Raw genomic sequence first — 12584 nt, forward strand, 5'->3', positions numbered from 1 at the left:
TACCGCTGTACCCGGGCCGCTGCGACTCGCCCCGAATCTGCGTGGATGCTCAGGCCCAGCGGGTCAATCGCGCAGCTGGACGTCCTGCGGACGCACGAGCAGCAGGTCGGGGGACTCCGGCCCACCACCACCACCACCACCGCTCCCGCTGCCGTCCGCAGCGGTGCCAGCGACCGCACCTTCCGCGGTCAGGACGGTCCGCCCCGACGGGTCCGCGCCCGTGACGAGGTCGGAGCGGCCGACGGCGATGAGCGCGACGTCGTGGATGGATGCCGTCCCCGGCACGAGGTACTCGTTGTGGCCGTACGGGCGCCGGAACACCTCCTCGTCCTCACGGTGATCGACCCCGCCGCGCAGGTCGAGCACGGTCGACCCGAACCCGGGGGCCGCCGGATCGGTGCCGAAGTACCCGGTTCCCGCCACCGGATCCCAGTGTGCGGCGCCGACGAACACCTGCCCCGCAGGCACGGCCAGCTCGGACGCGCGGGTGACCGCGCTGCCCGGCGACCCGAGCACGGTCAGGCTGTCGACGTGGATGCGCCCCGACGACAAGGCCAGCAGGGCGGTCGTCGACCCGTACGAGTGCGCGACGACGGACACCCGCACCGGATCCGCCGTCCTGGTCGCGTCGATGCCCTCCACCACCCGCTCCAGACGCACCGCCCCCGCCCGGGCCAGTCCCACCGACAACACGTTCGTCAGGTCCGGCGTGCGGTAGCCGAGCCACGCGACGACCGCCACACCGCCCCGGCCACCACGAGCGAGGGGTGTCAGGGTCGCCTGCTCGCGGTACAGGTCCGCGCCCGTCGCGGTCCAGTCGGCGAACTGCCCGGAGACGGTGAAGAACATCCCGGGCACCATCACCGTCACGTCCGAAGCGGTCGTGAGGTCGCCCATCGCGATCGCCGCCCGCCCGGACCCCCGAGGATCGAGGGTCAGGAGCTGCTTCGGCGGGTCCTCCGGCCCCCGTACGAGCGCGGTCCGCACCTGCTCGAGCATCCGGAGGCGGGACGTCGACCCGGAGTCCGGGGCACGCGCGGTCCGGAGGTCCTCCCCCAGCACCCGCCGGTTCGCCCGGTCACGCACCGGGTACGGGACGCCCTCGAGGTTCCCCACCGCCTGCGGGGCGGACGTGACCAACCGGTGTCGGGCCTCCCGGCCGAGTCCGGACCACCACCGCGCGACGTCACCGGCGTCCGGCGGGGCGTCGAGCAGCGTTCGCATGACCGGCCCCGCCAGGCGCGCGGCGTGGCGCAGCGTCGCGTCCGACGCCGACGACAGTCCCGTCAGCAGCGCACGGCCGTGCAGGTCGTCGAGCCGCTCCGCCCGGGAGGCCCGGTGCACGCCCGTCGCGTCCGGCGCCGCCGCCTCCCGCGGGGCCGTCGCGACGACCACCTCCGCAGCTGGGCTCGACGCGGCCGCGGGCAGCGGCGTGGCCTCGATCACTCCGAGTGAGTGCACCGAGGCGGTGAGCAGTGCTGCGACGAGGAACAGCAGAGCGGTCTCCCCTGGGAAGGCCTGCCCGTCGCCGCCCTGTCGACGACGGGTGATGCACGCACCATCCTACGGACGTCCTCGTCATCCGGTCCGGGCGACGTGTGTCGCTCTCGCTCCGGACGATCACGCGTCCGGATGATCAGGCGTCGCCGAACCGGTTTCGCCGATGCTGCGTCACTCGCTCGGGGTCGCCTCCGTCGCCGGAGCGCTCTCCTCCGTCGCCGGAGCGCTCTCCTCCGTCGCCGGAGCGCTCTCCTCCGTCGTCGGTGCGACGTCGGCCGCCGCGATGTCCTCCGGGTCGCCTGCCGTGGCGTCGTCTTGGTCGCCGTCCACCCCATCGGTCGGCTCGAGTGCGGCAGGACCTTCACGCACGAGCACCGCGAACTGGGCCGCGTCGATGATCCGCAGTCCGAGCTGTTCCGCCTTCGTCAGCTTCGAGCCGGCGCCGGGCCCAGCGGCCACGAAGTCGGTCTTCTTGCTCACGCTCGACGCCGCCTTGCCGCCCGCGGCGATGATCGCCTCTTGGGCGCCCTCGCGCGTGAACCCCTCGAGCGAGCCCGTCGCGACCACCGTGATGCCGGACAGCACGCCGCCCTCCACCGCCGCGCCGCCGGGGCCCGGGTGGTCGGGCGTCGTGAACTGCACGCCGGCCGCCGTCCAGCGCTCGATGATCTCGCGGTGCCAGTCGACCTCGAACCACTCGAGGAGCGCGTCCGCGATGATCCCGCCGACGCCGTCCACGGCCGCGAGCTCGTCGCGCGACGCCGACCGGATGGCGTCGAGGGACCCGAAGTGTGACGCGAGCGCTCGGGCCGCGACCGGACCCACGTGGCGGATGCTCAGCCCCACGAGGATGCGCCAGAGCGGCTTCGTCTTCGCCGCGTCGATGTTCCGCAGCATCTCGAACGCGTTCTTCGACGGGTACCGCCCCGGCTCTCCCCGGTAGTCCGCTCCGCGAGCCTCCGGGTCGAACGGCGGATCGGTCTTCTTGCGCGCGCGACTGAAGGGCGTCACTCGCTTCGGCACGGCCTGGCCGGTGGCATCGGTGTCGTCCTCGAGTCGCACCATGCCCGTCTCGGCGTCGCGCACGATGACCTCGATCGGGACGATGTCCTCCATCGTCAGGTCGAACAGCCCCGCTTCGGTCACCAACGGCGGTGTCTCGGGGAACAGGGGCTGCGTCAGCGCCGCCGCCGCGACTTCGCCGAGCCCCTCGATGTCGAGCGAACCCCGCGATGCGATGTGCTCCACACGACCGCGGACCTGCGCCGGGCAGCTCCGCGCGTTCGGGCAACGGAGGTCGATGTCGCCCTCCTTCGCCGGCCGGAGCTCCGTGCCGCACTCCGGGCACCGCGTCGGCATGACGAACTCGCGTTCGGAGCCGTCGCGGAGCTCGACGACGGGCCCGAGGACCTCGGGGATGACGTCGCCGGCCTTCCGCAGCACGACGGTGTCCCCGATGAGGACGCCCTTCGCCTTGACCACCTGCTGGTTGTGCAGCGTCGCCTGCCGGACCACCGACCCGGCGACCTCGGCCGGCGCCATCGCGGCGAACGGCGTGGCACGGCCGGTGCGTCCGACACTCACGACGATGTCGAGCAGCTTCGTGTGAACCTCTTCCGGCGGGTACTTGTAGGCGGTCGCCCACCGGGGCGCGCGCGAGGTCGCCCCGAGCTCCTCGTGCAGCGCGAGGTCGTCGACCTTGACGACGATGCCGTCGATCTGGTGCTCGACGCTCGCGCGGCGCTCCCCGTAGTCCCGCACGAACCCGATGACCTCGTCGATCGTGTCGAACACGCGGTAGTGGCTGCTCGTCGGCAGACCCCAGCCGCGGAGCAGGTCGTAGACCTCGGACTGCGCCCGCACGTCGGTGTCGCGCTCGAGCTCCCGGACCGGCCAGGCGCCGATCCCGTGCACGAGCATCCGCAGCCGCCGGAGGCGGTCGACCATGAGCGCCCGCTTCGCCGGGGACTTGCCCTCTTCCTTCTGACGGAGCGAACCGGCCGCTGCGTTCCGCGGGTTGGCGAACACGCGCTCGCCGGCCTCGCGCTGCCGCGCGTTGAGCTCGTCGAACTCGGCGACGGGGAAGAAGATCTCGCCTCGGACCTCCACGATCGGTGGATGTCCGGACCCCGCGAGGCGCTCGGGGATGGTGCCCATCGTCAGGACGTTGCCGGTGACGTCCTCGCCCACCACGCCGTCGCCCCGGGTCGCCGCCGTGACGAGTCGGCCGTGTTCGTACCGGAGGTTGATCGCGAGCCCGTCGATCTTCAGCTCGGTGAGGAACCGGACCCGCTCGGCACCGGCGTCACGCTCCACCTTGACGGCCCACTCGGTCAGTTCCTCCGGGCTGAAGACGTTGTCGAGGCTCAGCATGCGCTCGGCGTGCTCGACGGGCGCGAACTGCGTCGTCTCGGCCCGCCCGCCGACCGTCTGGGTGGGGCTGTCCGCCGTCAGGAGTTCGGGGAACCGCTGTTCGATCGCGTCGAGACGCCGGACCATCGCGTCGTACTCGGCGTCCGTGACGGTCGAGGCGTTCTGCTCGTAGTACGCGTCCCGGAGCTCCCCGATCCGGGTCCGGAGGCGGTCGGTCTCCTCACGCGCCTGGTGGCCGTCGAGGTCCCCGACGTCGATGGTCTCGAACGTCTCCTCGACGGCGGGTGCGGCGTCCGCGGGCTCGGTGCTCATGGTCCAGTTCTACCGGTCGCCACCGACGCGGGGACGCCCGGCGGGGCCTCCCTCCGGGCGGCGTCGAGTCCCCGGGCTGCGACGCCTGCCGCGCTCGTCACCCCTCCATCCGTCGGCCCCTCCACGCCGCCGGCCCCGTCGACAACTCAGGACGATCCAGCCGAGAGGCCCCACTCGACCACGCCACACAGCTGACATTCCTGAGTTGCAAACGGGACGGGGCCGACGGTCCACCCGACCTCGACCGCGACCGCGCCTGGCCTGGCCGCCCCGCCGCCCGCCCGGCGGCACCGGCCCGCCGGTGCCGCGCCGGGCCTCCCGGCCGCGGCGGCTGCCCCGCTCGTCAGCCCCGTCGACAACTCAGGACAAGCCGGCCAGGAGGGCTCACGCGGCCCCGCCACACAACCTCGTTCCTGAATTGCCAATAGGGCGGAACAAGCCGGGCCGCGCCGGCCCGCCGGTGCCGCACCGGGCCTCCCGGCCGCAGCGGCTGCCCCGCTCGTCAGCCCCGTCGACAACGCAGGACGATCCCGCCGGGAGGCCCCACCCGACGCCGCCCCACGACCAACGGTCCTGAGTTCCCAACGCAGCGGGCCGCGACGGCGGGAGACGGCCGGACGGCCCGCGCCGACGCGCTGGCCGGGTACGGCCGCGCGCTCCGCGCGCTGACGGCCCCGCGGCCAGCGCCGGACCACGCCCCCGTCACGCCCAGACACGCCGCCTCAGCGGACCGCAGGCACCGCCGAGACCGTGCGGTCGATCGTGCACTGCCCGAGGACGCGCGTGCCGACGTACACGACGGCGGTCTGTCCGGGGGCGACGCCGACGATCGGCTCCGCCGGCGTGACGACGAGTTCCGTCCCACCGGTCGGCGTGGCGGCGACCCGAGCCACCGCCGGCACGGGGTCGGCGTGGGCGCGGATCTGGACCTCGCAGTCGAACGGGAGGGTCGGGTCGGCCGGGGCCGCACCGGCCCACGTGAAGCGCGCACCCGCGAGCTCCGCGATCGCCAGGGCCTCCTTCGGCCCGACCACGACGGTGTTGTCCTTCGGCCGCACCTCGAGCACGAACCGCGGCCGCCCGTCCGGTGCGGGGTGACCGATGGCGAGCCCCCGCCGCTGCCCGACGGTGTACGCGTGGGCGCCCTCGTGCGAGCCGACCACGGTGCCGTCGCGCTCGACGATGTCGCCGGTCGCCGTGCCGACGCGGTCCGCGAGCCACCCACGGGTGTCCCCGTCCGGGATGAAGCAGATGTCGTGGCTGTCGGGCTTCTGGGCGACGGTCAGGCCACGTGCTGCGGCCTCGGCCCGGACCTCGGCCTTCGACGGCGTCGCGCCGAGCGGGAACATCGCGTGCGCGAGCTGCTCCGCCGTCAGGACCCCGAGCACGTAGGACTGGTCCTTCGCCCAGGCCGCGGCACGGTGGAGTTCGCGGGAACCGTCCGCACCCGTGGCGATCGAGGCGTAGTGCCCGGTGGCGACGGCGTCGAACCCGAGCGCCAGGGCCTTCTCGAGCAGCGCCGCGAACTTGATCCGCTCGTTGCACCGCATGCACGGGTTCGGGGTGCGGCCGGCGGAGTACTCGGCGACGAAGTCGTCGACGACGTCCTCGGCGAACCGCTCGGAGAAGTCCCACACGTAGTACGGGATCCCGATCGCGGCTGCCGCGCGCTGGGCGTCCATCGAGTCCTCGATCGTGCAGCAGCCACGGCTGCCCGTCCGGAGCGTCCCCGGCATGCGACTCAGCGCGAGGTGGACCCCGACGACGTCGTGTCCGGCGTCGACGGCCCGGGCCGCGGCCACGGCCGAGTCGACGCCACCACTCATCGCTGCCAGCACCCTCATCCCTCAAGCGTACGTCGTCGGGCGTACCGTGGAGGGGCCATGAGCTCGCGCGACGCCACCTTCGACCTCCGCGCGGTCGCGTTGTCCGCGTTCCTGCCCGCGACGCTCTTCGCCATCGGCGAGGGCGCGATCATCCCGATCATCCCGATCGCGGCGCACTCGCTCGGGGCGACGCTCGCGTTCGCGGGGTTCGTCGCGTCGCTCATCCTGGTGGGCGAGCTCATCGGCGACGTGCCGAGCGGCTGGGTCGTGGCGGCGATCGGCGAGCGCACCGCCATGATCGGCGCGGCGCTCGTGAGCATCGTCGGCCTCCTCGTCGCGGTGTGGTCCCCGAACGCGGTCGTGCTCGCGGTCGGGGTGTTCCTGGTCGGGGTCTCCACGGCGGTGTTCGCCCTCGCGCGGCACGCGTACATGACGACCTCGGTGCCGATCGCGATCCGGGCCCGGGCGCTCTCGACCCTCGGCGGCGTGTTCCGCTTCGGGTACTTCGTCGGTCCGTTCCTGTCCGCGGGCCTGACGCACGTGACCGGCTCGACGCAGAGCGCGTTCTGGATCCACGTCGTCTGCTGTCTGGCGGCCGCCGGCGTCCTCCTCGTCGTACGCGACCCCGTCGACGGCGCACGCGGCCTCCGGATCCGGCCCCGGGCCTCCCGGCCGTCGCCCGCACGTCCCGCTGCCGCGTCCGCGGACCCGGGCGGTGAGGCCGCCCGAGAGGGCGCCGAGGGCCTGTTCGGCACGATCCGCCGACACCGCGCGGTGCTCCTGCGGTTGGGCAGCGGCGCGGGCCTCATCGGCGCGATGCGGGCGGGGCGTCAGGTGATCCTGCCGCTGTGGGCGGTGAGCGTCGGCATGGACGACTCGACCGCCGCACTCGTGATCGGGATCGCCGGCGCGATCGACTTCGCGCTGTTCTACACGAGTGGTCAGATCATGGACCGGTTCGGCCGGCTCGCGAGCGCGCTGCCGTGCCTCGGAGGCCTGAGCCTGTGCTACTTCCTCCTGGCGTGGAGCGACCACCTCGACACCCGGGTGGTCTGGTTCGTCGGGGTCGCGATGCTGATGTCGCTCGCGAACGGCGTCGGATCGGGCATCCTCATGACCCTCGGCGCCGACCTCGCGCCGCGCACGGCGCCCGCGCCGTTCCTCGGCGCGTGGCGGTTCACGGGCGACTTCGGGAGCGCGGCAGCACCCCTCGTCATCTCGGGCGTCACGGCGGTCGCGTCCATCGCCGTCGCGAGCGGCGTGATGGGGGTGCTCGGGATCGTCGGCGTCGGCGTGCTGCTCCGGTACGTGCCGCGGTACCTCCCGCGCCCGCTGCGCTGACCGGCACCGCGGGTCCTGTCCGCACCCGCTGGCTACACTGACCGTGCCGGCGGGAGTGGTGAAACTGGCAGACACGCAGGATTTAGGTTCCTGTGCCCTAGGCGTGAGGGTTCGAGTCCCTTCTCCCGCACGCAGCTGGCCACGGAGCCGGCACTGATCGAACGTGCAGGCCGCACACGACGGTCCCACGGGTCGAGGTCCGCGGAACCGCTACCCTCGTGGTGCGGGCGCCCGCCCCGCGAGCCGCCGTGCCGCCGCTGGCTGCGCAGCCAGCCGAGCGCCCGACGACCGGAAGAGAGTCATGACGACCGTCGCACTTGCCCTGATCCCGTGGCTGGATCCGACCTACATCCTCCACCACTTCGGATCCATCGCGGTCCTCGTGCTGTGCGCGATCATCTTCGCCGAGACCGGCCTGCTCATCGGGTTCATCTTCCCCGGTGACACCCTGCTCGTGATCGCCGGACTCACGGCGTTCGACCAGCACGGGCACCTCGGCGGCCTGCCGATCTGGCTCATCGCCCTCTGCGTCGGCGCTGCCGCGTTCCTCGGTGGCGAGGTCGGGTACTTCATCGGTCGCAAGGTCGGTCCCCCGATCTTCGAGCGACGCGAGAGCGGTCTGTTCTCGAAGTCGAACGTCGACCGGACCTACGCGTTCTTCGACCGGTTCGGTGCACTCGCGGTCATCGTGGCCCGCTTCGTGCCGGTCGTCCGGACGTTCGCACCGATCGCCGCGGGCGTCGGGCGCATGTCGTACCGCCGGTACTCGCTGTACAACGCGATCGGCGCGCTCCTCTGGGGCACCGGCGTGACGTTCCTCGGGTACGTCCTCGGCTACATCCCGCCGGTCGCGCACTTCGTGCGCAACTACATCGACGTCATCCTGCTCGCAGCGGTCGTCGTCACGGTGGTCCCGGCCGCGCTGACCTACGTGCGGAACGCGCGCAAGGCGAAGCGCGAGTCGGACGAGCACGGGGCCGCGGGCGAGTCGACCGCCCGCTGACCCGGCCGGGAGGCCCTGACCCGGCCGGGAGGCCCGCCGGCGGCCCGCCAGGTCGGGCCGACCCCGCGCGCCCCTCCTCGCTCCGCCGTCCGGGAGGCCCGTCAGCAGCCCGACGAACCGGGGCCGATCCATCCGGCGCCGGTGTCAGACGCCGAAGTACTCGCGGACGATCGGCGCGATCGTACGGAACGCCTTCGACCGGTGGCTGAGGGCGTCCTTCTCCGCCGCGGACAGCCCGGCGGCCGAGACCCCGGCGTCGTCCGGGCGGAACACCGGGTCGTACCCGAAGCCGCCGGACCCCGCGGGTGCCTCGAGGACCTCGCCGTTCCACACGGCCTCCTCGACGTGCTCCCACTCCGCCGACGTCGCGGGGTCGGACGACGGCACGACGAACGCGGCGGCGCAGACGAACGCCGCGGTGCGCTGCACGACGCCCGCCATGTTCGCGAGCAGCAGCCGGAGGTTGTCCCCGTCGTCGCGGGTCCCCGCGTAGCGCGCCGAGTGGATGCCGGGCGCCCCGCCGAGGGCGTCGACGGCGATGCCCGAGTCGTCGGCCAGGGCCGGCAGTCCGGTGTGCGCCGCGCACGCCCGCGCCTTGATCAGCGCGTTCGCGCCGAAGGTGTCGCCGTCCTCGACCGGCTCGGGACCGTCGTAGGCGACGAGGCGGATGCCCGCGAGTGCGTCGCCGAGGATCCGCTGCAGCTCCTGGACCTTGTGCGCGTTGTGCGTCGCGAGGACGACGACGCGGTCGCGCGCCGCCCCGGCGTCGGCGTGGACCCCGGCGGCGTCGACGTCGGCGTCGGCGTGGACCCCGGCGGCGGCGTCGGCCCCCGCCCCGGCCCCGGCCCCGGCCCCGGTCATGCCGTCGCCGTCTCGGCGAGGACCGCACGCTGGATCGCCGCGAGCGAGGCCGTTCCGGCGAGCCCGAGGTCGAGCAGCGTGTCGAGCTCGGCCCGGTCGAACGGAGCGTGCTCGGCGGTGCCCTGCACCTCGACGAAGGTCCCGGCACCCGTCGTGACGATGTTCATGTCGGTGTCCGCGCGCGAGTCCTCCTCGTACGCCAGGTCGAGCATCGGCACGCCGCCGACGATCCCGACGGAGATCGCGGCGACGCTGTCCGTGAGCGGCGTCGCCTTCTTGCCGACGAACCCGCGCTCGCGGCCCCAGGCGATCGCGTCGGCGAGGGCGACGTACGCGCCCGTGATGGACGCGGTCCTGGTCCCGCCGTCGGCCTGCAGGACGTCGCAGTCGAGCACGATGGTGTTCTCGCCGAGTCCCTTCATGTCGACGACGGCACGGAGCGACCGGCCGATCAGCCGCGAGATCTCGTGCGTCCGCCCGCCGACCTTGCCCTTGATCGACTCGCGCTGCATGCGCTCGTTCGTGGAGCGCGGGAGCATCGAGTACTCGGCGGTCACCCACCCGGTGCCCTTGCCCGCCATCCAGCGCGGGACACCGTTCGTGAAGGACGCCGTGCAGAGCACCTTGGTGCCGCCGAAGGCGATGAGCGCGCTGCCCTCCGCCTGGGCGCTCCAGCCGCGCTCGATGGTCACGGGACGGTGGTCGGTGGCGGTGCGTCCGTCGATGCGGGTGCCGTCGTCGGTCATGGTGTCCTTCCGGTGGTGGCTGGGATGCGTGGCAGGTCGATCGCGCCGGTCTCGAGATGACCGACGCGGGAGACCTCCGGTCCGAGGAACCGGCGGGCGAGCCGGATGAAGCCGGCGCGGTCGGTCCCGGTGGTGTCGAACGCGTACGTCGGCGGCGTCGTCGCCGTCCGCTCGATGCCGTGCTCGACGAGCCGACGGTAGACGTCGTTCGCGGTCTCCTCGGCGCTCGAGACGAGGGTGACGTCCGGACCCATGACGTACTGGATCGCGGCGGACATGAGCGGGTAGTGGGTGCAGCCGAGCACGAGCGTGTCGACGTCGGCGGCGCGGATCGGCGCGAGGTACTGCTCGGCCACGGCACGGAGCGCGGGCGAGGCGGTGTCCCCGGCCTCCACGAACTCGACGAACCGGGGACAGGCGGCGAGGGTCAGCGTGACGTCCGAGGCCGCCGCGAAGGCGTCCTCGTAGGATCGCGAACCGATGGTGCCGATCGTGCCGATGACGCCGATCCGGCGCGTCCTGCTCTGCTTGACCGCGGCGCGCACGGCGGGCTGGATCACCTCGACGACCGGGATCCCGTAGGCCTGCTCGTAGCGCTCCCGGGCGTCCCGGAGCACGGCGGAGCTCGCCGTGTTGCACGCGATGACGAGCGCCTTGACCCCTTGGTCCACCAGGTCGTCCATGACCTCGAGCGCGTACCGGCGGACGTCGGCGATCCGCTTCGGGCCGTACGGCGAGTGCGCGGTGTCCCCGACGTAGCGCATCGACTCGCGCGGCAGCTGGTCGATGATCGCGCGGGCGACGGTGAGGCCGCCGACACCGCTGTCGAAGACTCCGATGGGCGCGTCCGTCACGGCCCCCAGCGTACCCGCGCGGCTCGGCCGGGAGGCCCGACACCCGTCCGGCGGTCACGCCCGCCCATCCCGCGGCCGCTCCGCCGCGCGGCCGCTCCGACGGCCCGCCGGTCCGGCGCGCGGCAGGTCGGCAGCACGACGGCAGCACGACGGCCCGGACTACGCTCGGGCGGGTGACCACGGCCCTCCTCACCGACCAGTACGAGCTCACGATGGTGGACGCCGCCCTCAAGGACGGCACCGCGGACCGCCGCTGCGTGTTCGAGGTGTTCGCACGGCGCCTGCCCGACGGCCGCCGGTACGGGGTGTCCGCGGGACTGGGACGGTTCCTCGCCCTGCTCGACGAGTTCCGCTTCGACGACGACGACATCGCGTTCCTCCGCGACCGACGCATCGTCGCCCCCGGCACAGCGGACTGGCTCGCGGGCTACCGGTTCCGTGGCGACGTCCGGGCGTACCGGGAAGGCGAGGTGTACTTCCCGAACTCGCCGATCCTCCAGATCGAGGGCACGTTCGCCGAGGCGGTCGTGCTCGAGACACTCGCGCTCAGCGTGCTCAACGCCGACTCGGCGGTCGCGTCCGCCGCGGCGCGCATGGTGTCGGCGGCCGACCGCCGCCCCCTCGCCGAGATGGGGTCGCGCCGGACCGGGGAACGCAGCGCGGTCGCCGCCGCCCGGGCGGCCTACGTGGCGGGGTTCGGGGCGACGAGCAACCTCGAGGCCGGCCGCGTCTTCGGCATCCCGACGATGGGCACGGCCGCACACGCCTTCACGCTCCTCCACGACTCCGAAGAAGCCGCGTTCCGCTCACAGCTCGCGGCACTCGGTGACGGCACGACCCTGCTCGTGGACACCTTCGACATCGAGCGCGCGGTCGAGACGGCGGTCCGACTGACCGACGGACACCTCGGTGCGGTCCGCATCGACAGCGGCGACCTGCCGAGCGTCGTCGCGACCGTGCGCGCGCAGCTCGACCGTCTGGGAGCGACGTCGACGAAGATCACGGTGACGAACGACCTCGACGAGTACACGATCGCCGCGCTCCGGGCAGCCCCCGTGGACTCGTACGGCGTCGGCACGAGCGTCGTGTCCGGCAGCGGTCACCCGGCGGCGGGCATGGTGTTCAAGCTCGTTGCACACGAGGACGCCTCGGGAGCGTGGGTGCCGGTCGCCAAGAAGTCCGCCGACAAGGCGACGGTCGGTGGTGCGAAGACCGCGGGGCGCCGGCTGCAGGACGGTGTCGCGGTCGCCGAGGTCCTGCGCGTGGGCGGTGCTCCCGCGGACGACGAACGGCCCCTGCTCGTGCCGGTCGTGACGCGCGGCGAGGTCGACGACGCGTTCCTCGGCGTGCACGGGGTCGATGCTGCGCGCCGGCATCACCGCCGGGCGAAGGCCGAGCTCCCGGCGGACGCCGAACGGATCGGTCGCGGCGAACCGGCCGTCCCCACGCTGTACGCGTGAGGACGGGACGGGCTACTCGTCGCGCATGCGCTCGTAGATCTCCTTGCAGGTGGGGCAGACCGGGAACTTCTCCGGGTCACGTCCTGGCGTCCACTTCTTGCCGCACAGCGCCTTGACGGGCTTGCCCGTCATCGCGGACTCGAGGATCTTCTCCTTCTTCACGTAGTGCGAGAAGCGCTCGTGGTCCCCGGGCTCGACGCCCTCGTCCTCGAGGAGCTGCTCGAGCTCGCGGTCCATCACGTCGAGGCCGCCACCACCCGGTTCCATCGTGCTCATGGACCCAGGGTACGTCGCCGTCCGGTGGACCG

At 73.1% G+C, this 12584-nt stretch carries 10 protein-coding genes and 1 tRNA gene; 4 read left to right on the forward strand and 7 right to left on the reverse strand.

Annotation, left to right across the window (positions count from 1 at the left end; all coding sequences use genetic code 11):
• Positions 1-63 precede the first annotated feature (63 nt).
• The 3 genes from DEI92_RS11705 to mnmA form a co-directional block, all read right to left on the reverse strand.
• Positions 64-1461 (reverse strand): alpha/beta hydrolase, encoded by a 1398-nt coding sequence (locus tag DEI92_RS11705; RefSeq protein WP_146249148.1) that lies wholly within the window; start codon positions 1459-1461, stop codon positions 64-66.
• Positions 1462-1671: 210 nt separating this feature from the next.
• Entirely contained in the window at positions 1672-4185 is a 2514-nt protein-coding gene (ligA, locus tag DEI92_RS11710) for an NAD-dependent DNA ligase LigA (protein WP_111013619.1), read from the reverse strand.
• Between the two features lie 722 nt (positions 4186-4907).
• Positions 4908-6029: a tRNA 2-thiouridine(34) synthase MnmA gene (mnmA, locus tag DEI92_RS11715; RefSeq protein WP_111013620.1), complete on the reverse strand. Its 1122-nt coding sequence runs from the start codon at positions 6027-6029 to the stop codon at positions 4908-4910.
• Between the two features lie 39 nt (positions 6030-6068).
• Here mnmA and DEI92_RS11720 point away from each other — a divergent pair, with 39 nt between their 5' ends.
• From DEI92_RS11720 to DEI92_RS11730, 3 genes are all read left to right on the forward strand, one after another.
• Positions 6069-7352, forward strand: coding sequence for an MFS transporter (locus DEI92_RS11720; protein WP_111011581.1), 1284 nt, complete (start codon positions 6069-6071; stop codon positions 7350-7352).
• 49 nt (positions 7353-7401) lie between these two features.
• Positions 7402-7482 (forward strand) — tRNA-Leu (locus DEI92_RS11725).
• Between the two features lie 171 nt (positions 7483-7653).
• Complete coding sequence (locus tag DEI92_RS11730; protein ID WP_111013621.1) at positions 7654-8355, forward strand: DedA family protein; 702 nt, start codon at positions 7654-7656, stop codon at positions 8353-8355.
• Positions 8356-8499: 144 nt separating this feature from the next.
• Here the strand turns inward: DEI92_RS11730 and rdgB are convergent, their stop codons facing one another.
• The 3 genes from rdgB to murI are packed head-to-tail and all read right to left on the reverse strand — an operon-like array spanning position 8500 to position 10816.
• Complete coding sequence (gene rdgB, locus DEI92_RS11735; protein ID WP_111013622.1) at positions 8500-9216, reverse strand: RdgB/HAM1 family non-canonical purine NTP pyrophosphatase; 717 nt, start codon at positions 9214-9216, stop codon at positions 8500-8502.
• A complete protein-coding gene (gene rph / locus DEI92_RS11740) occupies positions 9213-9962 on the reverse strand; it encodes a ribonuclease PH (protein ID WP_111010820.1) in 750 nt (249 codons plus the stop codon). Before rph ends, rdgB begins: the two co-directional genes overlap by 4 nt.
• Entirely contained in the window at positions 9959-10816 is an 858-nt protein-coding gene (murI, locus tag DEI92_RS11745) for a glutamate racemase (RefSeq protein ID WP_111010821.1), read from the reverse strand. The genes rph and murI overlap by 4 nt, the downstream gene beginning before the upstream one ends.
• A gap of 212 nt (positions 10817-11028) precedes the next feature.
• Here murI and DEI92_RS11750 point away from each other — a divergent pair, with 212 nt between their 5' ends.
• The gene (locus DEI92_RS11750) at positions 11029-12276 is read left to right on the forward strand and encodes a nicotinate phosphoribosyltransferase (RefSeq protein WP_375342544.1); all 1248 of its coding nucleotides are present in this window, start codon (positions 11029-11031) and stop codon (positions 12274-12276) included.
• Between the two features lie 12 nt (positions 12277-12288).
• Here the strand turns inward: DEI92_RS11750 and DEI92_RS11755 are convergent, their stop codons facing one another.
• On the reverse strand, positions 12289-12552 hold the full coding sequence (locus DEI92_RS11755) for a DUF3039 domain-containing protein (RefSeq protein WP_111010823.1): 264 nt from the start codon (positions 12550-12552) through the stop codon (positions 12289-12291).
• Between the last annotated feature and the right edge of the window lie 32 nt (positions 12553-12584).

The organism is Curtobacterium sp. MCBD17_034, assembly GCF_003234515.1.
Lineage (GTDB): Bacteria > Actinomycetota > Actinomycetes > Actinomycetales > Microbacteriaceae > Curtobacterium.

Excerpts from the sequence above, each read along its gene's own strand:
- DEI92_RS11755 (WP_111010823.1), bottom strand. The coding sequence starts at position 12,552 with ATGAGCACGATGGAACCGGGTGGTGGCGGCCTCGACGTGATGGACCGC.
- ligA (WP_111013619.1), bottom strand. The coding sequence starts at position 4,185 with ATGAGCACCGAGCCCGCGGACGCCGCACCCGCCGTCGAGGAGACGTTC.
- DEI92_RS11730 (WP_111013621.1), top strand. The coding sequence starts at position 7,654 with ATGACGACCGTCGCACTTGCCCTGATCCCGTGGCTGGATCCGACCTAC.
- DEI92_RS11750 (WP_375342544.1), top strand. The coding sequence starts at position 11,029 with ATGGTGGACGCCGCCCTCAAGGACGGCACCGCGGACCGCCGCTGCGTG.
- mnmA (WP_111013620.1), bottom strand. The coding sequence starts at position 6,029 with ATGAGGGTGCTGGCAGCGATGAGTGGTGGCGTCGACTCGGCCGTGGCC.
- rdgB (WP_111013622.1), bottom strand. The coding sequence starts at position 9,216 with ATGACCGGGGCCGGGGCCGGGGCCGGGGCGGGGGCCGACGCCGCCGCC.
- DEI92_RS11720 (WP_111011581.1), top strand. The coding sequence starts at position 6,069 with ATGAGCTCGCGCGACGCCACCTTCGACCTCCGCGCGGTCGCGTTGTCC.
- rph (WP_111010820.1), bottom strand. The coding sequence starts at position 9,962 with ATGACCGACGACGGCACCCGCATCGACGGACGCACCGCCACCGACCAC.